This is a genomic window from Neobacillus cucumis, from assembly GCF_023715505.1.
Genome location: NZ_JAMBOH010000001.1, coordinates 179,328 through 204,186, shown reverse-complemented (window position 1 = coordinate 204,186; position 24,859 = coordinate 179,328). Strand labels below are relative to the sequence as shown.

Genomic DNA, 24,859 nt, shown 5'->3' with positions numbered 1-24,859 from the left:
TAAGAAAGGCGTTAGAAAGTATGAGAAAATCATTTTATCATTTTTTAATGAAATATAGACATCCTGAACCGAAGGATGATATCAGTAACTTTGCGAACAATGCGTTTTTGGATCATGGGTTTCCAAAAACATCGGAAGATTACCACCAAATAAGTTTATATTTGGAAATGCATGGACAGTATCTAAAATCGATGTCCGTCTTTGATGAAGCTTGGGAGCATTATCTCAGTGCCGAAAGTTAAATAAAAACATTTAAATCGCCCAAAGCTGGCGATTTTTTTATTTCAAAATTGTCATGAGCGATATTTTTCACCCTGCATATACTATTGTAATCAATCTACACGACTAATCCATTTGAGGGGATGGGAGGATATGGCAAAGAGGAAGAAACCAAAGTATAAAATTGGTGATACCGTCGTGATCACCATCTATGGTACGGTGGGTAAAGTTACCGATGTTACCTTTCTAATTTTATTGGTTATGTGTTATGATTTTTAATATGACACATTGGGGGGCTAAGAAATGGCGTTGGCTGCTATTTATTTACGTTTATCAAGGAACGAGGAACAATTAGATATTGAGGAAATATTAACAAATCACCGAAATGCTCTTATCAAACTTGCAAAGCAACATAAGTTGACATATGACGTTTATCAAGAAATTTCGAGTGGTGTCAACACACAAAGACCTCAGTTGAATTTATTGTTAAGTAAATTAGATGAATACGATTTTCTTTTGGTAATGGATATAGACCGGATTTCTCGTGACAATGCCTATGCTGAACAAATAAAATCACTCTTAATGGCACATGACATCAAAATACTAACACCACAGGGTGCAATTGATCTAAATCAAGAAAGTAATGAAATGTTATTTTCTTTCCAGGCAATGATGGCAAATTTTGAGTATAAGCAAATCAAAAAGCGTTTGGGAAGAGGTCGATTGGCAGCAGCAGAGCAAGGAAGATGGACAATGAGTAATAAAGCACCATTGGGGTATGAAAAGGGCGATAATCAAAAACTAGTTATTGTTGAGGATGAAGCAAAAATAATTAGGTACATATTCCAAAAGACGCTGGAAAGAATTAGTGCAAACGAAATAGCCAAACAATTAGATATGTTCTGTTGGAGGAGTAGAAGTGGAAAGGTCTTAACGACTGCACATATCTCTCAAATAAGAAGAAATGTTGTTTATTACGGAGTAGTCCAAGCTTGTAGACGTGTTAATGGCAGAGTGGTTGACCAAGTATTTGTTGAGAATGCTCACGAACCAATCATATCAAAGCAACAATGGTTAGAAGTTCAAAAAATCTTAGAAGAAAATACAACAGGTAATTTCTTTAACAAAAAGAAAGCAACAAGAAGACTCCAAAATCTTATTTATTGTAATTGCTGTGGGAGAAAAAGATATATCCAAACGGATGGATCTACTGATTTTATAAAATCTTGTTCCTATAAAATCAGCAATAACGCTTGTAAAGATAAAGGGTACAAGTATCTTCCTGTGGAAGAAAGTGTGATACGAACGGTCAAAGAAAAGAGGGAAGATTTTGAAAGAGCGTTAAAAAAATTAAAATCCCTCGATACTACTGATGAAGCAAAAAAATTAACAGACCAGAAGGACTCGTTATTAAAGCAATTGGAAAAATTTGAAAAAAGACAAAAAAATCTAACAATTATGAGAATGGATGGGGAAATAAGTAAGAGTGAATTTCTTGAATTTAATGAAGAGAATGAAGAGCAAATTAAACAGGTTAAACAACAAACTGAATTAGTTAACATTAAATTAGAAAATTTGAATAATACAGATGAAGAACAACAACGATTAACATATAATATTGAAACTCTAGAAAATATTGATAATATGAATCCTGAAGATTGTAATACTTTCCTTAAAACCTTCATTAAGAAAATCTGGTTCTCAACTAATACAACCGCAAATCATAATACAAAAAAAGAAGCTCCACAGCCCACAATTGATATTGAGTGGTTGGATTGAAATCGATCGACTTTAATTGGCTGTTAAGATTTACAATGCTAGAAGATAACCTATTTATCTAAATTTATAACATTGAAAAATGATATGTCTTGGGTGCAGATTCCTAGGCATTTTTTCTTTGTTTTAAGCTTCTTAAATTACAATTCAAGAACAATCGTATGTTTGTGAGCTTGAAAGGGTTGAACTGACAGATCATTAAAGGAGAACATTAGGGGTATTTTGCCGGATATTATAGCGGCAGATCGCTTTATAGGGGAACTATCATAAATGACGATTTAATGTAATTTAAAAAAAGGATTCGGTTGCGGTGCTGAATCCTTTTAAAATTAATTATTATTTGACTTCCGCGAAGATTTAAGAATTAAAAATGCAATTGGCTCGTCGGATGTAATAAATGACCTTTTGTATTGAGGATATTTATTTACTAAATCGGCCTTAGTAAAAGAAGGTATTATCGACAAAAAGCGGGAATATTTTATAAGCTTACATTTTGTTGAAAATTGAGGTCTATAAGAGCGAGCACTTTTGAAGGGTGTTTTTTTATTGGAGGGAAGTGTCAATATGGTAGTCAATCAAAATATTTCAGAGTGGCATGAAGATTTAAAATATCTTGCTATTAGATTAGTTAAAGATGAAGGTATATGGAAGTATGAAAAAGGAATCTTTAATCCCGGGGAAGATATGGAAGTGTTAAAGTTACCACAAAAATTTAAAATTATAAGTAATGTTGGTTTAGAAATACTAACTAAATCAGTGTGTATAAAAAGGCATATCGATATTTTTAAATCTCAAAAAGGACCAATTACACAAAACTCACCCTTTGGGATTGTAGGTGTGGTTGCTCCAAATAATCCCTGGTTGCAATCAATCATCCAAACATACGGGTATCAACACTTGGGAGATATTAATACTGTTGAGTTTTTCCATTGTATAGATAAATTAAAGCAAAACTTGCAGATGACCGTTACGCATAAGAACTATGACAATTTAATGAATGATATTAATAAATGGAGACAATTTCATAGGAATACAGAAGTGCATTTATCACTTCCCTTAATGATTACTCATGATTATGAAACAAAATTGAGAGAGTTATATAATGGCTTGCTAGAAGTTTACGATTTAATCTGACCATAATAAGATCAGTTTGTAAATGAAGAACATCCTGTGTAAGGATGTTTTTAGAGGAGGAGGGAAATATGGATTGGCAGCCAATGGTAGTATCAATATTAACATCTTCTATTGTTACTCTAACCATTAGTACATTTGTTAAAGGTGGAATCGGTAATTTTTATAATAAAAAATTAGCTCGTTTTAATACTGATCTTAACCTTGTATTGGAAGAGAAAAAATTAGATTTTCAGAGGAAAATTTATGACTTTGGTCTTTATTCAAATAAGAGACATGAAATATATCCGGAAATATATAAAAAATTAATAAAATCAACTAACTCAATTTCCTATCTTATTAGTATTTTAGAATTAAAAAAAACCATCCCTAATATAGATGAAAAGCAGGAAAAATTTATTTTTGATTTAATAAGAAAAGCCTTAGAAGATACAGAAGACGCATTTGATTATTTTATGGATTCTGAGTTGTTTCTTTCGGAAAACATCTCTGATTATGGTAAAGAAATTGTAGTGTCACTAATGGATACATCAAGAAATATAACCGCTTCAATTTCCCTTAAAAGAGATTTCGATAATCCAGATATCAATGTTGGTGGAAAAAAACCAAGACAAGAAATATATGTTATTACTGAAAAAACATCTAAACTTAAGAATATGATGAGAGATGAGTTAAGAATTGGCGATTATGGAAAATAATAATTAGCAGCAGAAAAACGGGGCAGAAAAATGGCGGAACAACTGCAGAGTATTTGGCGTTATCCATGATATATCAGTATTATCAAAATTAACAAAGAGTGTCTTTCCAATCCGGAGAGGTGCTTTTTTATTTCATAATATCAACTAATCCATTCCGGAAGGAACGGTATTATATGGGGAGATTATTGTCACTGATCCAGCCAGAAAACCGGATTTTGAAGCAATGATGTCAAGGTTCCAATCAAACAGTAATAACTTAATTGAAGGCACTTTATAATCCAATTCCGAGGTCAGTCAGTATCACGGCTGCTATTGACGGAACGGAAGCAACTGTTAGAGGATGTTATCACTCAAGATTCGAGTTTAGTAGCAAAGGTAAAATATTAGAAGGACATGGTTCTGCCTTCTTTGATTTGGTACGGAAGCAAAGTGTAGAGGGCATAGTTCTAAAGCGAAAGGATTCCCATTATGATGTCGGTAAATCATCCAGGCGTGGCTCAAGGTGATTAATTACCAATAATGATGATGTGATGATTACTGGGCTCAGAAAAGGCGAAATTGGGTTGCTAGTGAGATTTCTAGATGGCAGACTGGCTGGGTTCATGGAGTCTATGCGACCGTCTGAAATGAAAAATTTATTCAATCAGTTGCATGTTATTTCAGAGGATAATATGTTTAGGCAAATTGAGCCGATCAAGTGCCGGGTGAAGTTTCGAAACTTAACAAAAGCTGGGTTCCTTAGGATTCCTTCATTTGTGGAATGGGGATGAAATCGATACGAATTCATCTTTTTTTTATTTATTAACCCATTTTTATGTTTTCCCTCTCTTGTTGTCTAAAAGACTAATATCTTTTGTATTTCTTATTTTAGACTAACTTTTAGACAATAATAACAACAAACACAGGAACTTTTATTAATTGTTTTGTGTCTGTCCAAAACTTATAACTTTTAGAATTTGTTTTAGTAATTTTTTATGCAGTTATTTAATCGGTGCATTCTTCAAAAAATATTGAACCGTTTCTTTCTGTGTCCCCATTAATTTAGTCCAAACATAATCACTATTTTCCTTGTAACAAATTTTGTAATCCTGTACATCGCCTCTTACTAAGTTGTTGAGGTCTCTGTTTATTCCTTCTTTAAAATTTTTTTCATTATGAAATATATAAAGTAAATGAACTTTCTAAAATATTCATATTTACGCAATTTTAAATTAGGTAATCAATGGGTTTTACGTTAAAATAAGTAATAAGTAGGATGTATTTTGATAAAATTAGAACTTCACAAATGAGAAGGTGAAGACAAAACGTGAAATATTATGCACATTCCACCAACAACAGAGATAAAATCGATTGGCATCTATTAAAAGACCATTTAAATGACGTTGCGAATCGGGCTAGTGAATTTGCCAATCCCTTTCAAGGAGGATCGTTTGCCTACATTGCTGGGCTACTTCACGACATCGGCAAATACTCTATTGAATTCCAGAAGCGATTAGAAGGTGATAAACGCAAGGTTATTCACTCGACTGCTGGTGCTATTGAAGCGGAAAAATGGAATAAATTATATGGAAGATTGATTGCATATACGATTGCCGGGCATCACGCTGGACTTCCCGATTTCGGAAGTCCAGAAAATGAATCTTCATTAAGTTCTCGATTGCTCGCCACTAATTTGCCTGATTATCAATATTTCAACAGCGAGATTCGTTTACCCAATCCTTCAGGGGTTCATTTCCCTCGATTGGATACACCATCTAGCCTCGGGTTTAGCCTTCAATTTTGGATTCGTTTTTTATTTTCTTCTTTGGTTGACGCTGATTTTTTAGATACTGAGCGGGCTATGAATGAGAATAAATCTTCTCTTCGGGGTAAGTATCGTTCGATTCGAGAATTACTGGACAAGTTAGATAGCTCACTGTTGGAAAAAACAAGGAATGCTAACCCGTCCAAAGTGAATCGCATTCGAGGAGAGATCCTAAAGCAGTGCCGTGATAAAGCGAGCTCCAAACTAGGCGTTTTTTCTTTAACAGTTCCAACAGGAGGAGGAAAAACCTTATCATCTATGGCTTTTGCGCTTAATCATGCGAAAATATATGGCATGGAAAGGATTATTTATGTCATCCCATATACAACCATCATTGAACAGAACGCGGAAAACTTTAGAGAAATATTCGGAGTATTAAACGTTTTAGAGCATCATAGCAGCTTTGATTTACCGGAAGATAGGTTGGAAGATCAAACTAAAATAATGGAAAAATTGCGTCTCTCTTCAGAGAATTGGGATATTCCCATTATTGTTACAACCAATGTTCAGTTCTTCGAATCATTATTCGGGTCGAGAACGTCGCGTTGTCGGAAACTTCACAATATAGCTAAAAGTGTCATCGTGATGGATGAAGCTCAAATGATTCCGACTCCATTTTTAAAACCGTGTGTGAATTCGTTGGTCGAACTGGTAGCAAATTATCAATCTACCGTTCTTCTATGTACGGCGACACAACCAGCGTTGAATTCGTTTTTACCAAAAGAATACCAGCCGGTCGAGATTATCCAGGATCCTGAACAATTGTATCAAAACTTAAAACGGGTGAAAGTTACCCAACTAAAAAAACCCGTTACCGATGATGAATTAGCGGAAAAGTTAATGTCGCATGATCAAGTCTTATGTATCGTTAACTCCAAAAAGCATGCCCGGATCCTTTTCGAAAAGTGTAGTGGAGATGGGAATTTTCATCTAAGCACGCGCATGTGTCCGGCTCACCGAACTGAAATCCTAAAGACTATTCGAGAACGTCTAAAAAAAGGAGAAACATGCCGTGTAATCTCTACCCAATTGATTGAGGCGGGAGTGGATGTTGACTTTCCGATTGTCTATCGCAGTATAGCAGGAATCGATTCCATCGCTCAGGCAGCCGGACGTTGTAACCGGGAAGGATTGCGGAGCGAAGGAATTGTCTATGTATTCATACCGACAGAGAAACACGGATTGCCGCCGGGATGGCTTAGCAGAACTGCTCAAGTTGGATTAAATGTGATGAATCGTCATTCGGATTTGTTAAGTTTAGCTGCTATTGAAGACTATTTTACTGAGCTCTTCGACATTGAACGTGAGGGGCTCGACCGAGAAGGGATTTTACCTCTTATCCAAGAGAGGGAAAAAGAACTCGCTTTTCCGTTCCGGACCATTGCAGAGAAATTTAAATTAATTGAAGATGCGGCATCAGTGATCGTTCCCTGGGATGGTCAATCCCGGAAGTTAATCAAAGAAATAAGGCATAGTGATTTTCCTGCAACATATTTAAGGAAACTCCAAAAATACAGCGTTCAAGTTTATGACAATGAGTTTCAGACCATGCTTGAGCGTGGCATTATTGAAGAAATAGCATCGCGTTTTTTTGTATTGAGAGAAGAGTTAATCCAAACTTATTACAATGAACATGTTGGTCTGGTACCTGCAACTGAGTTGAAAGATTAATGTTTTCATAGAAAGGTGATTTTTTTTATGGGCTATGGAATTCGTTTGTTGATCTGGGGTAATTATGCTTGTTTTACCCGCCCGGAGATGAAAGGAGAGCGCGTCAGTTATGACGTCATAACTCCTTCTGCTGCCAGAGGCATCCTAGAATCCATTCACTGGAAGCCTGCGATCCAATGGGTCGTGGATCGGATTCATGTCTTAAACCCGATTCGGTTTGATAACATTCGTCGAAACGAAGTGGGAAGTAAAATATCTGAAACAAAAATTAAGTCTGCTATGAAGGGAAATGAAGAGGATTTACATCAATATCCAAATGACGATAGGCAGCAACGTGCTACACTCTTACTCCGGGATGTTGCTTATATAGTTGAAGCACATTTTAATATGACTGATCTTGCTGGACCAGAGGATACCACGGAAAAACATTATAATATTGCAATCCGACGGGCACGTCAAGGTCAATGTTTTCACCAACCTTACCTGGGGTGCAAAGAGTTTCCAGCCATGTTTCGTCTCTTAGATAAAGACGAAATGATACCGTCTGTTTACCATGGTGAAGAACGAGATTTGGGATGGATGCTGTGGGACATTGATTATCAAAACAACCGGTCTGCTCAATTTTTCAGAGCATCAATGAAAGATGGAATTATTGATGTTCCGTGGATCGAAAAGGGGATGGTCATTTAGTGATTCTCCAAAAGTTATATCAATATTATGAAACTTTATTAAACGACGAACATGCCGAAATCAGCAGACCGGGATATAGTATAGCGAAAGTTTCCCATGCTCTTGTGATCAGCGCAAATGGAATATTAACTAATATCATTGATATGAGAGTGGAAAGAGGAAAGAACCTCGTATCTCGTGAAATGAATGTGCCCGAACAGGTAAAACGTTCATCCGGCATTTCGGCAAATTTTATGTGTGATAATGCGACTTATGTACTCGGTTTAGCAAAGAGTGGCAAAAAGGAACGAAGTATTAATACGTTCAACCATTTTGCCAGACTTCACGAAGAAATTATTGGTGATATTCAAGACAAAGGGGCAATCGCTTTGCTTCAATTTCTCCGAACGTGGGACCCTAAAAAGGCTGAAAATCACCCTTTGATTGCTAGTCTTGTAGAAGAGTTGGACAAAGGGGGTATTCTTGTTTTTCGTCTGGAGGGAGAAATCGGATATTTACATGAGCGACCTATGATTATGGAAAAGTGGGAAAGGTTCGCCTTACAACGGGAGTCTGATCTGATTGAACAATGTTTAGTTACAGGAGAATATTCCCCTATTGCTCGTTTGCACCCAAATATAAAGGGGGTAGTGGGCGCACAGTCTAGTGGAGCATCATTGGTATCTTTTAACCAGGAATCGTTTACCTCGTACGGAAAGGAAGGTGGTGGCAATGCCCCGGTAAGTGCCAGCGCCACTTTTGGCTACACGACCGCTTTAAATTATTTGCTGCGTAACGAAAAACATCGAATCAGGATTGGCGATACAACAACTGTTTTTTGGGCGGAACGTCCAGGATTAGAAGAAGATTTGTTGAGCGCTTTATTTTACCCTTCTCAAGTAGAATCACAAGAAGCGGGAGATGAACCCAAAAGATTTGAAAGAGATCCGAAAACGCTTGATTTATTAAAAGATATCTTTTTAAAGATTAAAGCAGGTTCTCCTATTCGAGAAGCCTTGCGTGACGAAGTGGATTTGAATGTTAATTTTTACATTTTGGGACTAGCTCCTAATGCTAGTCGGCTATCCATCAGGTTTTGGCATATGGATTCTTTTGGTTCTTTTGTTGAAAAAATTATTCAGCATTATGCAGATTTATCATTAGTCAAAGGTTTTGCCAATGAGCCTGATTACATACCAATCAGCTTAATCTTGAAAGAAACGGCTCCATTAGGTGATGCCAAACGAATTGCCCCTTTGCTCGGTGGGATTTTAATGCGTTCGATCTTAACAGGGGGACCTTACCCGCAAGCATTATATCAGTCTATGATCTCGAGAATCCGAGCTGATCAAAAGGTTAATTATATTCGGGCATCTATGATTAAAGCCTACTTAACACGTAACAACCGATTCCATAAACGAAATGAGGTACCAATCTCCATGAAATTAGACGAAAAAAACTCAAAGATATCTTATCGATTGGGACGCCTTTTCGCTCTATTAGAAAAAGCTCAGCAGGATGCTAATCCAGGCATCAATGCGACCATACGTGACCGTTATTTTGGAGCAGCTTCTGCCTCCCCGGGTTCTGTATTCCCCCTTCTGTTACGGTTAGCACAACACCATATATCAAAAGCAGAATATGGGTGGAGCATGGATAAGAAAATTGAAGAGGTGATGAATGGAATAACCCAGTTCCCAAGTCATTTTAACCTTGAAGATCAAGGTTTGTTTGTCTTAGGCTACTATCACCAACGATCATCACTATATGAAAAGAAAACCAAAGAGGAAAGTAGGTAAATAACAATGAGTGAAGTCATTCAAAACCGATATGAGTTTGTATTATTCTATGATGTCGAAAATGGAAATCCAAATGGGGATCCGGATGCCGGAAATATGCCGCGAATTGATCCAGAGACCGGATTTGGTATTGCGACCGATGTTTGTCTAAAAAGAAAAATCCGGAACTACGTGGATATTGTCAAAGAGGGTGCTGACGGGTACGATATTTATGTTCGAGAGGGCGGAGTATTAAATCTTCAGCACAAAAAGGCGTATGATCATTTAGGAATCAAACCAGAATCAAAGAAATTACCCAAAGATAAAGAACTAGCGCGCCAAATTACGGAATTCTTGTGTTCCACCTTTTTCGATATTCGTACCTTTGGAGCTGTGATGACAAACGAAGTAAATGGTGGTCAAGTTCAAGGTCCGGTTCAATTAGCTTTTTCGCGTAGCATCGACCCAATCGTGCCTCAAGAAATCACGATTACAAGAATGGCGGTTACGAACGAAAGAGATTTGGAAAAAGAACGTGCGATGGGAAGAAAGCATATTATCCCCTATGGATTATACAAGGTGGAAGGTTTCGTTTCTGCGCATTTAGCAAAGAAAGCGGGTTTTACTGAGGCTGACCTTCAATTATTATGGGATGCTTTGACTAATATGTTTGACCATGACCATTCCGCAGCTCGTGGGAAAATGTCTTCTCGTAAACTTTATATATTTAAACATGAAAGTGCTTTAGGGAATGCACCTGCTTATCAATTGTTCGACCTTGTGAAAGCAACAAAGAAGGATGAAACTCGTCCTGCCCGAAGTTTCTATGATTATCACGTGGATATTGAACGGGATAAGATACCTGCCGGAGTGACAATGATCGAGAAATAACTCTACGAGCAAGGAGTGCAGTCCCTGTGGGATTGAGCTCCTTGTAATTTGCTTTTTGTCGCACTCTTCATAAGTGCGTGGATTGAAATTTAGTAAAGTTAATGAATTGGTCAGGTTCAGCACGTCGCACTCTTCATGAGTGCGTGGATTGAAATATGGATGGTACAGCGATCCAGGCAGAAAAAAAACGGTCGCATCCTACATGGATGCGTGGATTGAAATTTGCCGTCAACGGTTCCTCTCACTGTCAAATCTCGTCGCACTCTTCATGAGTGCGTGGATTGAAATACCGATATCACTAAGGCTCAAAAGTACGACCCAGGTCGCATCCTTCATGGATGCGTGGATTGAAATATGTTCAGCATATCCGGGCTTTGGTGGTCATCGATGTCGGATCCTACATGGATGCGTGGATTGAAATTGGAATACAACTGGTAAAGCCCACAGCCATGTTGGTCGCACTCTTCATGAGTGCGTGGATTGAAATTATTCTCACCGAAATCCATTGATAAATGAACGATTGTCGTATCCTACAAGGATGCGTGGATTGAAAATCTACTATACAAGAGAAAGAAGAGGAAACAGTGCGTCGCATCCTTTATGGATGTGTGGATTGAAATGATGACACTGTTCAACTTTCCGGTACTGCTCAAGCGTCTCACTTTGCATGAGTGAGTGGATTGAAATGGAACAGACGCCATTCGTGCGGCGAACATTCTTTAGTCGCATCGCCATGGATCCGTGGATTGAAATAAAAAGGGGATCGCGGTCCAACCAAATCCCGGTCGCACTATGCATGAGTGCGTGGATTGAAATTCTTGGATTGTTTTAGTAAATGCGCCTGGATCGGTCGCATCCTACATGGATGCGTGGATTGAAATTACGGTGATGCCCTCCATTTTGCCACGAAAGAAATGTCGCACTCTGCATGAGTGCGTGGATTAAAATTTCCTCATCGATGATGTCTTATGTCATACCGTCGAATTCTGATGAGTGCGTGGGTTGAAATACCACAGGCAAATCCGGCGGCTACATCGATCATAGTCTCACTTTGCATGAGTGAGTGGATTGAAATATATTTTTAAATGTGACGGTGTCTCCGTTGCCAGTGTCGCACTCTGTATGAGTGCGTAGATTGAAATCAGATTGGTTATAAAGGGCTAATCGACTTTGTTAAGTCGCATCCTATATGGATGCGTGGATTGAAATAACCCCATCGCTTCCATATCGCGTTTCAAATCGTCGCATCCTACATGGATGCGTGAATTGAAATTTTTGGCTCCAACTATTAGGAATAGGCATATGAGTCGCATCCTACTTTTCCGGTTGCACTCTGCATGAGTGCGTGGATTGAAATAAAGACGAAGTACAGAAACGGTCAGCCGAACAAGGTCGCATCCTTACATGGATGCTTGGATTGAAATTGAGCAGAAGAAAAGACGTTCGGGATTCGAACGTGTCGCATCCTAAATGGATGCGTGGATTGAAATATCAAGGCAACGCAAGGAACCAGCTATTCAAAAGGTCGCATCCTACATAGATACGTGGATTGAAATACAGTTTTAGCGATCTGAATGATGTAAAAAATGAGTCACGTCCTACATGGATGTGTGGATTGAAATTCAGCGATCACTGTAACATGCAAAGGTAATTTATTGTCGCATCCTACATGGATGCGTGGATTGAAATTTCCAAGCGGAGGTACTGCGAGAGTTACGCAAGGTCGCATCCTACATGGATGCGTGGATTGAAATATCATCTTTTCGTACTTGGCATGGTCGCCTTCTGTCGCATCCTTCATGGATGCGTGGATTGAAATATGAACTGGAAACAGAAATTTATCGAACTACCAAGGTCGCACTCTACATGAGTGCGTGGATTGAAATATGGAAGGGAATAACTCTTCAGTTCTAGTTTCTAATGTCGCACTCTTCATGAGTGCGTGGATTGAAATAGGTTACTGGTGGAAAAGGATGAAGTAGATAAGCGCGTCGCACTCTTCATGAGTGCGTAGATTGAAATAACGATACAAACGTACATAAACAAAACGGCGTGACGTCGCACTCTTCCTTCTTATGATCGTCGCATCCTACATGGATGCGTGGATTGAAATTTTTGGTATTCGGGTGTAATCTGTCTCTTAATGAGGTCGCATCCTATATGGATGCGTGGATTGAAATAATGCGAATGTAGCAGGAACCGTTACGGTTATTAGTCGCATCCTTCATGGATGCGTGGATTGAAATTTTGAGGGCAAGTCCCGTCAGTATGCAAAGCCGGTGTCGCATCCTTACATGGATGCGTGGATTGAAATACCATATCCGACAATCCCTGAACAGGATATTTATTGTCGCATCCTACATGGATGCGTGGATTGAAATAAAACCGATGCGCCTTTGTGGTGGATAAATTGAGTCGCATCCTTCATGGATGCGAGGATTGAAATAAAAACATGAAGATCACTCCGACTCTGGAGACGTTGTCGCACTCTTACATGAGTGCGTGGATTGAAATGTTTGTCCTTCTGCAGTATTGGTCACTTGTACATTGTCGCATCCTTCTGGATGCGTGGATTGAAATATGTGGAATTATGAAGGTCCAGCATTTAGTGCAGTCGCATCCTTCAGGGATGCGTGGATTGAAATGGTCAATTCGAAATCGCTCTTAATAACAACTTGGCGTCGCACTCTGCATGAGTGCGTGGATTGAAACCAAGCAGGCATTGTTGATTTCGCAGGCATAGTTAGTCGTACTTAAAATGGGTGCATGGATTGAAACACGTACAACGATTGGCAAATTTCCGACCTCCCTGTCGCATCCAACAAGGATGCGTGGATTGAAATATCCCTTATGCCTTAGCAAGAGGCGGATATTCGAAGTCGCATCCTTAATGGATGCGAGGATTGAAATATTGGAGATGGAGTATTCGGAATAAAGCATTATAGTCGTATCCTCCATGGCTGCGTGGGTTGAAATGGTATCATGATCTATCAAGAACAGGTAATGATGGGTCGCACTCTGCATGAGTGCGTAATTACTTGATCGTTGCATCCTACATGGATGCGTGGATTGAAATTTGAAAGGGTCATCGATGATGCCGTATGTCATACCGTCGCACTCTACATGAGTGCGTGGATTGAAATCCTGATCAATGAAATACTTTTCTTTCTTAACTTGTCGCACTCTACATGAGTGCGTGGTTTGAAATCAAGCGACAACTAACAAGTAAGATATCACCATCCAGCAGCACTCTGCACGAGTGCGTGGATTGAAATACGGGCTGGACTCATGAAGAGTGGCAAGTGTTCCGAGTCGCATCCTTACATGGATGCGTGGATTGAAATTCAGCGTATATCAAGCGGCTACTCCAACGCGACATGGTTGCATTTTATATGGATGCGTGAATTGAAATAAAATCAAGGATGCTCTCACAGATGGAGCCAACACGTCGCATCCTACAAGGATGCGTGGATTGAAATATTTGAGTGTGGACCGCACGAATATCGTTTACGTCGCATCCTCATGATGCGTGGATTGAAATTTTAAACCGGTCTGGAATAAAGATAAAGGGCGTAGCCGCATCCTACATGGGTGCGTGGATTGAAACCAGTATTCGAAGATTTCGTCCTGCTCTGCTTTCATCGTATCCTATATGGTGCGTGGATTGAAATTCAAAACGCCAGCTCACGATACTGAACGTAATTAGTCGCATCCTCCATGGGTGCGTGGATTGAAATAACATTATCAAGCGTGTCGTGCAGTTCATGGTAGGTCGCATCCTACATGGATGCGTGGATTGAAATATCGGATGGCTCGAAACATGCGGCACAGCCTTTTGGTTGCACTCAATATGAGTACGTGGATTGAAATCATAAGTTTAAAGCCATTTATTAACCCCCCTCATTGTCGCACTCTACGTGAGTGCGTGGATTGAAATAATGAAGCCCACCCATTTAAAAACCATGAGAATAAGTCGCATCCTTACATGGATGCGTGGATTGAAATCGGAGGAGAAAAAGTAGTGAAGTACCAAATTTTTGGCACTCCCAAAGATGGAGGCAGATTGGTGCAAAACACCACAATTTTTTCACAAATTAAATCTGTTAATATCATATAAAGAGCAAATAAAAGACTCATGTATCAATGTTTTCAAAATACCTGTTTATATATTATTAGTGTCACATCCCTGAAAAGGGGGGGGACAAAAATAAATCATTTCTAAAAATAGAATTGGTTTATTATTTTATTTAATTTTATATCTATTTAGCTTTTTCTTTCTGCATAGCGTTTTAAAAGGTATACCATTATAAACACTATTACACTATTTAATTTATCAATGATTGAATAGTTTTAAAAGATCCTAAAAATATTTATAAACGTTTGTAAAATAGCATATACCTTTATAAGCTATTTTGTTATGATTTAAGTATCATACAGAAAAGCATCAAGGAGATACTTACATCATGAAAAATAAAATATTCGGTTATATTCGAGTAAGCAGTAAAGACCAAAATATTGACCGTCAACTTAACGAAATGCTTGAACTAGGTATAAATGATAGGGATATATTTATAGATAAGGAAAGCGGGAAAAATTTTAATCGCCCCCAATACAAAGCACTAAAACAGTGCTTACGTGAAGGTGATTTACTTTATATAAAGTCGATAGACCGTTTTGGTCGAAATTCTAAAGATATTAAAAAAGAATGGGAAATCATTACTACCGAAATAAAAGCTGACATTAGGGTAATTGATATGCCATTGCTGGATACAACACAACACAAGGATACTTTGGGGACATTTGTTTCTGATTTAGTATTGCAGGTTCTTTCGTTCGTTGCTGAAAAAGAAAGAGAGGATATTAATAGGAGGCAACGAGAAGGAATTGAATCGGCCAAAGCAAAAGGTAAACATCTAGGAAGACCGAAAATAAGCCTAGAATCATTAAATGAGAAACAGAAAGTAATTTTAAAAACTAAATATGAATCATGGAAAAAAAACGAAATAACGGCAGTTGAATTTATGAATAAAATGGATTTAAAGAAAAATACATTTTATAAAATCATGAAGGAATATGAAGTGAGTAGGCACTAAGCAATAGTGCCTTTTTAAATCAAGAATAAGTTTGTGAAAAATTGTACTTAAGCTAACGGGCAGGTTAGTTTAAGAAAAAATCCAACTAAATAATTTCCAGTTATGGTATAATTTAGGGAAAGGTTAGGGGTGGATTACTGTGTTTATGGTGATTTTATTCTCTATTATTTTTGTAATTATAATTTTTTTAGCAATGATAAAAACAATAAAGGATAGTCAGAAAAAATAGACCTTGTTCAACTAAGTTCAGGAAGGGATTGCTGCAGCAATCCTTTTTTGTTGTTGTGCTAAAGGGGCAGTTTTGAATAAGAAAAACGATTAATGCGTTTTTGACTCATTTAGTGAGCTAAAAGGTCATACTAAGGTAAAAAAGGTGTGACTTTTGTGAAACAAACATTCTTTCTTATCACATTAATTTCATTACCATTACTATTGGGATTAGTTAAAGAGAAGGAAGAAGAGTGTCTTCCTTGCAAAGAATGCTACGATATAGCTTGGGATGACGGATGGGGAGAAGGATATGCGACAGGTCAAGTAAACCAAAGATATAGCATTGTTAGAACTCTTATACAAATGGGCAAAACAGACCAAGAGATTGTTTATATAGCAACAACCAGCTATGTTGAATTAAAAGACATAAGAAATCAGCTTAATGTATATCATGGTTATTTTGAGTTTGAAGCATCAAGATATGAACTTATCAGGACTCTTCTAAAAGAAGGTAAAACGGATGAAGAAATTGTCAATAAAGCGCATTCAGGTTTTTATGAATTGGAACAAGTGAAAAAACAACTTAAACAGTATAATGGAAAATTCAAATGGGAAGTGCAGTAAATAAAGAACTTATTATAAGCGAAAGCGATAAGTCTGGGTGAACTAAACGAACATAAACTGTATTACTTGGTCTGATTTGATGAATCAATTGGATTGGAAACCGATTTAAATTCACTTTAAACTTTGTGAAAAATGGCACTTAAAGTAACGGGTGCTTTACTTTCTCAACAATGGGGCTGTTTTGGCAGTCCTTTTTTCGTTATTCAACTAAAATGGCAGTTTAGTTGAACAGTGGATTATCATTACTGGCTGGGAATTTGTATAAATCATCGGATAAAATATAAGTATGGAGGGAGAGATTATGAAGGGCAGACCAGAACTAAAAATAGAAGCAGAAAAAATTTATAAAACAAAGAAGAACCCTAATGGAATGTTTGTAGCACGGATTATCCAGATACCCAAAGAAGAAGAAAAGCTAGACTTTGTTTTGGTGATTCAAAACCGAAAAAACAAGCAGATTACTTATAAAGAAGTCTTGGTAACAACAGATAATGATTATTATTCCTTTCGGCTTGCACGGGGAAATCTTGAATGGGTAACCTTGAATGCAGTTGCGGTATGGGACAGTCTCGGTCATAAATTAGTGGAAGTAGCAGCTTTAACAGGCAGGGAAAATTACCGTATTTCCGATGAACATTGTTCAGCTTATCGGGAAAAATGAGAAATTTGTATCTTAAACCCTGAGACGATGTTGAAATGTTCTTCTTTCACTAACGGGTGCTTGAGTTGAAGATGGGGTTGCCGGCGGCAGCCTCTTTTTTTCGTTGATCAACTAACGCGTCAGGTTACTTCAAGAAGGAAAATTTTCTGTGAAAGCGAATTTACTATAAAATACGGCTGCCTAATGGTGGCTTTTTCTTTTAGAACTTTTTAGAAAAAATTTACGAAAAAATGAACCATTTCCTATTCTTGGGGGAATAAGTAGGTAGATAAGGGAGGTTGGGACGTGACGGAACATGAAGAACTTATTAAAGCTCAGTCTGGGGATCATAATGCATTCAATTCACTATTGAAACCTTATATCCCTTCAGCATACCAGGTAGCGTATATGCTTCTAAGGGAAAGAGCCGGGGCAGATGATGCGGTTCAGGAGGCTCTAATTCGTACATATAAATCCATACATCGATTTAATCCTGAAATAGCATCGTTTAAAACCTGGTTTCATCAAATTTTGCTGCATGTAACATGGAAAATGGCAAAGCGAAAACGATTCTTTTATCCGTGGAAGGATATTTTGGACAAGTCTAGGGATGGGCAGCCGGAACAGATTTATCTTCAGGAGGAAAACCAAAAGGAGTTATATCAATGTATTCATAAACTTTCATTGAAACATCAGACCGTTATCATTTTATACTACATGCAGGATTTATCTATCTCGGAAATCGCTTCGATCCTTACCGTTAGTGAGGGAACGGTTAAATCACGACTTCATCACGCCAGAGGCGAGCTTAAGAAACAATTACTGTCATCATCACATGGAGATATATCTCTGAAGGAGGGATGGACATGGAACAAGAATTAAAAAACACATTGAAATACGTTCAACGACAAATCCGGCTTCCAGAAGAAATAGATATTGAAAGCATCTTAAAAAAGAAAAAAAGGTTTAATTCGAAAAAGGCGGTCATATTTGTAGCTTTAACTGTTCTTTTCTTGCTGTTGGTTCCGAATGTTACACCAAGCTGGGCTGGGCTTAAGCTCTTTGGGACAAGCGATCAACCTACTCATCCTTATTCAGAATACCTTGTTCACGACGCTCATTACTATATACCGACAGTTGAGAGAGTATCCAAAGAGCAATTAGCTTCGAAACTAGGCACAATCTCCCGTATTGGGGATTGGGAGTTTTTACAGGAAGGTGATACTACGCAATATCCTCCGGACTCCAACTATTATTCCATTAAGGATAAATCACCAGATAAATATATTGCAGTTGAAATACTGGGAGGTACGGCGAGGAAGCGGACTATCGAGTATTATCAGGTTCTAAAACGGGCAAAACCAGTGGAAAAACCGGATGTAAAGTCTATTTTCGGCGGAAAGAATGATCCAACGGAGGTTCAGGCGGCTTATCAAAACATCCGCAAAGTAGTACCGTTTTTAAGAATACTACAATCTCCTGAGTTAAAGAGAACCTCTATAGCTTTACGTAACGACGGTTCTCGCTATCATGTAAAACTTGAGTACCGACCTACACCCCAAAGCAGCATTGGGCAGACATTCACAATACCAGGTGATGATCACATCACTGATAAATTTATCTGGATACAAGAATATCCAGAAGGATATCAAGACGGGATCATTAAAGGAAACCATGTTGATTATAATGGTGATTTTCAGTATGACCCCAACCACAAAATCGGAGAATTTATTTCCAATGGCGTGAAATGGACTCAATACCGCCGTACTTATGAGCATGCTCCGTATGATCCTTTATTTTCTACAAAGGTAAACGGGGTCATTTACGAGGTGTCTAGCCAAGGATGTACCGTAGAAGAAATGAAAAAAATATTAGAAACATTTGAACAAGCACCCAAAAAGTAATGGTATATTCTAGCTTACTGTTAAACATGAATAGGATTTAGAAAGGTCGTCAAAGGACGACCTTTTTTATGAGAAAATCACTAGTTGTTCTTTATGTTTAAGATTGTGAAGTATCGTACTGCGCGAAACGTTTCCTTATAAGTGTAAAAACACGAAATAGGAGGATTGCCGAAAGGCAATTACAACTGATTAATCGAAACTCGGAATGAAAACCGTCATGTTGAGTTGAAACGAGTTATCTGATACTCCTACATGCACAGGATAGTAGTAGCCTGAATGTGTATGAAGCTAGGTAAAGTCGGCTGAAATGGACCTAAGTTCTTACATAGAATATGGTTCACGATAGGTCGGGATGCTACAAAATATCTAAGGTGAGAATGTCCAGTAGGACTGACGAACTTGCGAATGTACGGGTCTAAAATATTAATATGCTCGAAAGACGTATACTGTAATTGCAGTGTCAATCACCGAAAAGTACGATTAGTACATAGGAACCTCGGTATATCTAACAAACGAAGATATAGAATTGATAGGCTTAAAGTAAGCACCTACGGATATATGTAAAGCTAGGTTAATCGGAACGTTGTAAGTAAGAAACATCTACTATTAAACGACTACTATCGGGATGGTGTCTATAAGATAAACAAACATCGAAGTGTTTTTCAGGATCATTCTCACCATCTGCGATTGCTCGAAGCATATCCTTCGACGAAACTCCCATAATATCAGATACAACAGAACCAAGTTTGATATTGGCACCTTCTAAAACCTTTTGAATCCGATTGTGTTGTCTGGCGCGTTCTTCAATAATACTACGGCGATAGCGAACCAGTTCCCGCAGTTCTCGTTGGTTCCGATCAGGAATGAAACTAGCTTTAAGTAGTCCATGGCGAAGAAGTTGGGCAATCCATTCTGCATCCTTAACATCAGTTTTGCGTCCTGGGAGAGCTTTCATATGTTGGGCATTTACCACTAAAAATTCGATTCCTTCGGACTCTAATAAGTTAACAATAGGTTTCCAATAAACACTCGTGCTTTCCATAGCTACGTGAGTACAATTATTCTCCTTAATCCAGTCCAATAACTTTAAAATAAAAACCGTTTTAGTAGAAAATGTTTGAATCTCCTTTCCTTGTGAAGTCATAATGCAAGCAGTGATATTGTCCTTATGGACATCCAAACCACATGCTCTTTCAATCATTACATCCATTGAAAACTTCCTTTCTAGGCTTGTATATTGGAGGCTGGTGCAACAATCAGAATTAGGATTAATCTACCATGAGTGCTTCCCGTAAGGGAGCGACAGTTTGTGGTGCACCGTGGTCGTTGGAGTCAGACTAACGGATGGGCTCTAAGGCACCATAGTTTATCGACCTTCCTCTCCCAGCCTTAGGAACATTATCGCCGGATTCAATATATTTTCATTCTTTGTGGTGAAGAGCCGATTTTTACGCTTAACGGGCAGGTTAGTTTAACAAGGATTGAAACCTTAATGGCTTGGGAAACGTATAAAAATAGGTAGAATTTTTTTAAGGACTGATAATAAAGTGATTCAGAAATTCATTGAACAACTAAGAAATAATGAAAAAAATAAAGTGTATGGATATTTGGTAGCATTAGCTTTTATGGCTTTAGCAATCGTTCTTGCGATTTTAACCCCAGATTTTAATACACTTATAAAAACAACGATTGGTTTACTTATTTTAGTGTCTTTATTTATTGGTACTTATTTAAATCTGTTCTTAGATATTAATCCTTATTATCGAGGGTTATTTTTTTCATTAATATCTTTACTAGTAGGAGTTTTATTTATAGTTATTTATCCTGAAATTAATCCCAATGCTACCTTCAGGACAATAGGTCCTGTTGCGATGCTTATTTTAACAGCTTCAGCCAAATTTATTAAATTACGTTATAAAAAATAACAGGTAAAAAATAAAATTGTTATTGAACTAATGGGTGCAAGAGTTGAAGACTGGCTGCAATAAACAGGCGGCTTTTCTTATTGAACTAATGGGCAGTTTAGTTCAAGAAGGAGGAGTAATACAAAACCTTATAGAATAAGTGTTTATCAAGTTAATTTGGAGAGGGTATCTTATGGAGATTGAAAAAATATATGGTAATTTACCGATATTAGAAACTGAACGTCTTATTCTTAGAAAAGTTACCTTAGATGATGCTGAAGATATTTTTTCATATGGCGCAAATGAAGAAGTAACTAAGTATGTTACTTGGAATACCCATAAAACATTATCCGACACAAAAGAATTTATTGATATTATCTTAAACAGATATAAAAACAGCCAAGTGGCTCCTTGGGGAATTGAATACAAAGATAATGGAAAATTAATCGGGACTATTGACTTTGTTTGGTGGGAACCAAATCACAAAATTGCTGAAATTGGCTATGTTATTTCTCAAGATTATTGGGGAAATGGCTTAACTACTGAGGCAGCAAAAGAAGTAATAAAATTCGGTTTTGAAAAAATGAATTTAGTTCGTATTCAAGCCAGGTGTTTTGTGGAAAATATCGGCTCAGCACGAGTGATGGAAAAAACGGGAATGTCTTTTGAAGGAATAATTAGAAAAGGCATATTTGTAAAGGGAAAACATCAAGATATAAATATGTATTCTATTTTAGAAGAAGAGTTTTAATTGTAGAAAGCTGTTCCGACACATATTTTTTTATTTTGTGAAACAATTTCCTTAAACAATTGGGTGCTTTTGTTTAGGATGATGATCGCTGCTGCGGTCATTTTTCTTGTTGAAATAACTGGCAGTTTAGTTGAAGAAGAAACAATGAAAATATGGTAAAATTTTTAAAAACTTAGATATGCGATTTATAGGAGGGAGTATATATGGATATAGAAATTCATAGTGATTTTGCCAATGCAAATCTCGATGAAATGAAGGAAGTTTATGCTTCTGTTGGGTGGACTAAACATACAAACGAGATAATTAGACAAGTATTCGAAGCAAGTAATGTTGTAGCCTTAGTTAAGGTCAATGGAAGAATTATTGGGATTGGTAGAGGGATTACAGATGGAGTTTTTAATGCAGCAATTTATGATGTAGTGGTTCATCGAGATTTTCAAAGGCAAGGAATAGCTAAAAAAATTATGGAGTTTTTACTTGATAAGCTAAGTAATGTTTCTTGTATACATTTAATATCAACAACTGGTAATGAAGGATTTTATCGCAAACTTGGATTAAAAAAGCTGAAAACTGGAATGGCAAGGTATTCAAATCCAAGTCTGAGTGATGAATATTTAGAGTAACTTACCTTGTTCAACTAACGGGTGCTTGAGCACAAGATAATCGTCGTTACGGCGGTCATTTTCTTATTCGACTAACTGGGCAGTTTACTTTAAGTACATCGCTTCACAAAGTTATAAAAAAAGCCGAATATCCTAGTTGAAATAGGATATTCGGCTTTTACTATTTAATTGGTTTTTAAACAATAACAATTGGAGAAGACGGTTTAATCGAAGCACACTTAAGCAGCAAATCTTTTGCTCTCATAGGTGTATTATTACCAATCGATTCGTATTCCATCTCTGAAGAATCCTCCGTTAGGTCCTTCAGGTCCAATCGTCGCTAACCAAAGGATAGACTCAGCAGCTTGCTTAGGAGATTTTGGAGCAGATGGTCCACCCATATCTGTACTGACCCACCCCGGACATACCGCGTTTATTTTGATATCTCCTTTGATTTCTGCAGCTACCAATTGTGTCAAACCATTCAAGGCAAGTTTAGACAACTTATAGGCGCCTACTCCTTGATGAGACATTTCTCTCATCTCCCCATATCCTGATGAAACATTAATGATTCTTCCATAGCCATGCTTTTCCATGATCGGAATAAAGGAATGAAGACAATAGTAAGCGCCGAAGAAATTAGTTGCCATCGTTTTCTCTAGAATGGAAGCGTCCATAGTCAATAACTTTTCATTCTCATCCAAATACACGCCAGCATTATTAATCAATACATCTAATCTTCCATATCGCTCATTTACAGTAATCGCAGCTTGACGGATGCTTTCTTGATTGTCTACATCCATTACCACAAACGAAACGTCCAGCTTTAACTCCTTAAGTTTTTGCGTAGCTTCATGACCCATCTCTGGATTTCGACTTGCCAAAATGACCTGAAAACCTTTCTGAGCTAATTGTCTGACTAGTTCATATCCAATTCCTCGATTCCCGCCAGTGACAAGTGCAACTTTTATATCCTTTGACATTTAATATCCTCCTTTATTCGGCTACTAATCCTGAGCTAGAGTAAATTTTTCCACACCCTAGAAATTTAATAATAAAAGTAGGACAGGGAATATAAATCAATAATGAACAGAGAGCTTTTAAGAATGTTGAATTTAATCCTTATCTGGAAAGTTGTTGTATAGGAGTAAACATGTAATTTCTAAGTAAGATAGTTACCAAACTTAGTATCAATGATAGGATTCCCACTAATACGACATATTGTGTACCCATTTCTGATATAAATAACCCGCCTGCAGCTGCACCAATCGTTGTTCCTACGTTACAGGATGATATAAATAAGCCATTGGCGAAATCAGGCGCTTCGGGAGCTGAAGACGCAATCAAATATTGATTTATATTTGCCATTATTCCTCCAGCCAATATTCCCCAAATTAAAGTTATAATTGCCATTGGTACGGTAAACTGTCCTGTAAAGAATAAAATGATGTAAACAGCACCCAATAACAAAGGAAAAGATACTACAGACTTAGTGGCACTATGAGTAAGTAACTTACCTGCCACAATGTTTCCGATAATATTGGCTCCACCGAAGATGAATAACGTTAAACTCATGGTATTCGGGGACATATTCGTTACTGTTTTCAGATATTCAGCAAAATAACTATAAACCCCAAATATAGCTGAGTTTAATAAAATGACAGTCACGATGGAAAGCCATATAATAGGTTTTTTTAATACAGAAAGTTGTGTACCATAAGAAAGTCTATCTTCAACAGGCATAGATGGTACAAAAATTAATGTAGCAATGAATACAATAAGAGTAACAATAGCAAAGAATGCCATCGCCATTTCAAACGAAACGGCACTATCAATAAAACTTGCGATCGGTACTCCGGCTACCATACCGGCAGATACACCTATAAATACTTTAGAAACAGCTTTTGGGGCTTCTTCTCTACTTACTGAGGAAGCAGCAGCTGTAAATGCCAAAGAACAATAAATTGGATGAAAAAAGCCTAGAATTATACGAACAATTAATAGAATGGTAAAGTTAGATGTAAATATGGATACAATATTTCCCAAAACGAAAACACCTAATACAAGTAACATGACCTTCTTACGATTTATCCTGGAAAACAATAACGGCATCGTTGGTCCAGATACAGCAATCGTTAGAGCAAAAAAGCTCACCAGCCATCCTGCTTTTGATATGCTGACATTAAAGTGATCAGCAATGGAAGGTAATAACCCAATAACCCCCATTTCTGTATTTAAGATGCCGAAAACTCCTATGGTCAATATGAAAATCAACAAATTATTTCGTTTAGTCAAAAAAACAACTCCTATCTTCAATAAAATGCCCCCAAAAAGCAATGGGGGCATTTTATTAAAATTTCTTCCCGAAGAATTCAAATTTAACTTCGTCTGAAAGCTTTTGCATCCTCATAAGTGAGGGAAGTCAAAAGGTCCCGATGGGCACTGTTCTGCTTTTGAAGCTCTGCGACTTTTAGTTCTACGTTAGCGATGGCAT

The 24,859-nt window shown here is 37.5% G+C and carries 20 protein-coding genes and 1 pseudogene; 17 read left to right on the top strand and 4 right to left on the bottom strand.

Translation table 11 applies throughout. The annotated features are described in order from the left end of the window. Positions 1 to 20: 20 nt before the first annotated feature. From M3226_RS01040 to cas7c, 9 genes are all read left to right on the top strand, one after another. On the top strand, positions 21 to 242 hold the full coding sequence (locus M3226_RS01040; RefSeq protein WP_251561783.1) for a YozE family protein: 222 nt from the start codon (positions 21 to 23) through the stop codon (positions 240 to 242). Positions 243 to 372: 130 nt separating this feature from the next. After that, entirely contained in the window at positions 373 to 498 is a 126-nt protein-coding gene (locus M3226_RS32160; RefSeq protein WP_285857680.1) for a hypothetical protein, read from the top strand. Positions 499 to 522: 24 nt separating this feature from the next. Further along, entirely contained in the window at positions 523 to 1,998 is a 1,476-nt protein-coding gene (locus M3226_RS01035; protein ID WP_251561782.1) for a recombinase family protein, read from the top strand. A 561-nt stretch (positions 1,999 to 2,559) separates the two neighbouring features. Beyond that, the gene (locus M3226_RS01030; RefSeq protein ID WP_251561780.1) at positions 2,560 to 3,129 is read left to right on the top strand and encodes a hypothetical protein; all 570 of its coding nucleotides are present in this window, start codon (positions 2,560 to 2,562) and stop codon (positions 3,127 to 3,129) included. A gap of 68 nt (positions 3,130 to 3,197) precedes the next feature. Continuing rightward, a complete protein-coding gene (locus M3226_RS01025) occupies positions 3,198 to 3,824 on the top strand; it encodes a hypothetical protein (protein WP_251561778.1) in 627 nt (208 codons plus the stop codon). Between the two features lie 1,306 nt (positions 3,825 to 5,130). Then, the gene (gene cas3, locus M3226_RS01020; protein WP_251561776.1) at positions 5,131 to 7,299 is read left to right on the top strand and encodes a CRISPR-associated helicase Cas3'; all 2,169 of its coding nucleotides are present in this window, start codon (positions 5,131 to 5,133) and stop codon (positions 7,297 to 7,299) included. A 27-nt stretch (positions 7,300 to 7,326) separates the two neighbouring features. Continuing rightward, on the top strand, positions 7,327 to 7,989 hold the full coding sequence (gene cas5c / locus M3226_RS01015) for a type I-C CRISPR-associated protein Cas5c (protein WP_251561774.1): 663 nt from the start codon (positions 7,327 to 7,329) through the stop codon (positions 7,987 to 7,989). Further along, positions 7,989 to 9,767, top strand: a complete 1,779-nt coding sequence (gene cas8c / locus M3226_RS01010; RefSeq protein WP_251561772.1) for a type I-C CRISPR-associated protein Cas8c/Csd1 — start codon at positions 7,989 to 7,991, stop codon at positions 9,765 to 9,767. The genes cas5c and cas8c overlap by 1 nt, the downstream gene beginning before the upstream one ends. A gap of 6 nt (positions 9,768 to 9,773) precedes the next feature. Beyond that, on the top strand, positions 9,774 to 10,637 hold the full coding sequence (cas7c, locus tag M3226_RS01005) for a type I-C CRISPR-associated protein Cas7/Csd2 (protein WP_251561771.1): 864 nt from the start codon (positions 9,774 to 9,776) through the stop codon (positions 10,635 to 10,637). A gap of 2,664 nt (positions 10,638 to 13,301) precedes the next feature. Here the strand turns inward: cas7c and M3226_RS01000 are convergent. Then, entirely contained in the window at positions 13,302 to 13,688 is a 387-nt protein-coding gene (locus M3226_RS01000) for a hypothetical protein (RefSeq protein ID WP_251561768.1), read from the bottom strand. Between the two features lie 1,412 nt (positions 13,689 to 15,100). Here M3226_RS01000 and M3226_RS00995 point away from each other — a divergent pair. The 5 genes from M3226_RS00995 to M3226_RS00975 all read left to right on the top strand — a co-directional run bounded on the left by M3226_RS00995 (position 15,101) and on the right by M3226_RS00975 (position 19,108). Next, a complete protein-coding gene (locus M3226_RS00995; RefSeq protein WP_251561766.1) occupies positions 15,101 to 15,730 on the top strand; it encodes a recombinase family protein in 630 nt (209 codons plus the stop codon). A 384-nt stretch (positions 15,731 to 16,114) separates the two neighbouring features. After that, on the top strand, positions 16,115 to 16,564 hold the full coding sequence (locus tag M3226_RS00990; protein WP_251561764.1) for a hypothetical protein: 450 nt from the start codon (positions 16,115 to 16,117) through the stop codon (positions 16,562 to 16,564). 301 nt (positions 16,565 to 16,865) lie between these two features. Continuing rightward, on the top strand, positions 16,866 to 17,225 hold the full coding sequence (locus M3226_RS00985) for a hypothetical protein (protein WP_251561762.1): 360 nt from the start codon (positions 16,866 to 16,868) through the stop codon (positions 17,223 to 17,225). 285 nt (positions 17,226 to 17,510) lie between these two features. After that, positions 17,511 to 18,086, top strand: a complete 576-nt coding sequence (locus M3226_RS00980) for an RNA polymerase sigma factor (RefSeq protein ID WP_251561760.1) — start codon at positions 17,511 to 17,513, stop codon at positions 18,084 to 18,086. Further along, positions 18,071 to 19,108, top strand: coding sequence for a hypothetical protein (locus M3226_RS00975; protein ID WP_251561758.1), 1,038 nt, complete (start codon positions 18,071 to 18,073; stop codon positions 19,106 to 19,108). The genes M3226_RS00980 and M3226_RS00975 overlap by 16 nt, the downstream gene beginning before the upstream one ends. Positions 19,109 to 19,769: 661 nt before the next feature. On the opposite strand, the pseudogene M3226_RS00970 reads toward M3226_RS00975, so the two are convergent. Next, positions 19,770 to 20,318 (bottom strand): annotated as a pseudogene (locus M3226_RS00970) (IS110 family transposase); the annotation flags it as partial. Between the two features lie 337 nt (positions 20,319 to 20,655). Between M3226_RS00970 and M3226_RS00965 the strand changes: the two are divergent. The 3 genes from M3226_RS00965 (at position 20,656) to M3226_RS00955 (ending at position 22,386) form a co-directional block, all read left to right on the top strand. Continuing rightward, a complete protein-coding gene (locus M3226_RS00965; protein WP_251561756.1) occupies positions 20,656 to 21,033 on the top strand; it encodes a hypothetical protein in 378 nt (125 codons plus the stop codon). A gap of 172 nt (positions 21,034 to 21,205) precedes the next feature. Then, complete coding sequence (locus tag M3226_RS00960; protein WP_251561754.1) at positions 21,206 to 21,763, top strand: GNAT family N-acetyltransferase; 558 nt, start codon at positions 21,206 to 21,208, stop codon at positions 21,761 to 21,763. A 203-nt stretch (positions 21,764 to 21,966) separates the two neighbouring features. Then, the gene (locus M3226_RS00955) at positions 21,967 to 22,386 is read left to right on the top strand and encodes a GNAT family N-acetyltransferase (RefSeq protein WP_251561753.1); all 420 of its coding nucleotides are present in this window, start codon (positions 21,967 to 21,969) and stop codon (positions 22,384 to 22,386) included. 254 nt (positions 22,387 to 22,640) lie between these two features. Here the strand turns inward: M3226_RS00955 and M3226_RS00950 are convergent, their stop codons facing one another. Together M3226_RS00950 and M3226_RS00945 are read right to left on the bottom strand one after the other, a co-directional pair. Continuing rightward, positions 22,641 to 23,348: an SDR family oxidoreductase gene (locus tag M3226_RS00950; RefSeq protein WP_251561751.1), complete on the bottom strand. Its 708-nt coding sequence runs from the start codon at positions 23,346 to 23,348 to the stop codon at positions 22,641 to 22,643. Between the two features lie 139 nt (positions 23,349 to 23,487). Further along, on the bottom strand, positions 23,488 to 24,660 hold the full coding sequence (locus M3226_RS00945) for an MFS transporter (protein ID WP_251561749.1): 1,173 nt from the start codon (positions 24,658 to 24,660) through the stop codon (positions 23,488 to 23,490). Between the last annotated feature and the right edge of the window lie 199 nt (positions 24,661 to 24,859).

Bases quoted from the DNA above. Each gene is read 5' to 3' on its own strand.
- M3226_RS01040 (WP_251561783.1), top strand. From the start codon at position 21: ATGAGAAAATCATTTTATCATTTTTTAATGAAATATAGACATCCTGAA.
- M3226_RS32160 (WP_285857680.1), top strand. From the start codon at position 373: ATGGCAAAGAGGAAGAAACCAAAGTATAAAATTGGTGATACCGTCGTG.
- M3226_RS01035 (WP_251561782.1), top strand. From the start codon at position 523: ATGGCGTTGGCTGCTATTTATTTACGTTTATCAAGGAACGAGGAACAA.
- M3226_RS01030 (WP_251561780.1), top strand. From the start codon at position 2,560: ATGGTAGTCAATCAAAATATTTCAGAGTGGCATGAAGATTTAAAATAT.
- M3226_RS01025 (WP_251561778.1), top strand. From the start codon at position 3,198: ATGGATTGGCAGCCAATGGTAGTATCAATATTAACATCTTCTATTGTT.
- cas5c (WP_251561774.1), top strand. From the start codon at position 7,327: ATGGGCTATGGAATTCGTTTGTTGATCTGGGGTAATTATGCTTGTTTT.
- cas7c (WP_251561771.1), top strand. From the start codon at position 9,774: ATGAGTGAAGTCATTCAAAACCGATATGAGTTTGTATTATTCTATGAT.
- M3226_RS01000 (WP_251561768.1), bottom strand. From the start codon at position 13,688: ATGCAACGATCAAGTAATTACGCACTCATGCAGAGTGCGACCCATCAT.
- M3226_RS00995 (WP_251561766.1), top strand. From the start codon at position 15,101: ATGAAAAATAAAATATTCGGTTATATTCGAGTAAGCAGTAAAGACCAA.
- M3226_RS00985 (WP_251561762.1), top strand. From the start codon at position 16,866: ATGAAGGGCAGACCAGAACTAAAAATAGAAGCAGAAAAAATTTATAAA.
- M3226_RS00975 (WP_251561758.1), top strand. From the start codon at position 18,071: ATGGAACAAGAATTAAAAAACACATTGAAATACGTTCAACGACAAATC.
- M3226_RS00960 (WP_251561754.1), top strand. From the start codon at position 21,206: ATGGAGATTGAAAAAATATATGGTAATTTACCGATATTAGAAACTGAA.
- M3226_RS00955 (WP_251561753.1), top strand. From the start codon at position 21,967: ATGGATATAGAAATTCATAGTGATTTTGCCAATGCAAATCTCGATGAA.
- M3226_RS00950 (WP_251561751.1), bottom strand. From the start codon at position 23,348: ATGTCAAAGGATATAAAAGTTGCACTTGTCACTGGCGGGAATCGAGGA.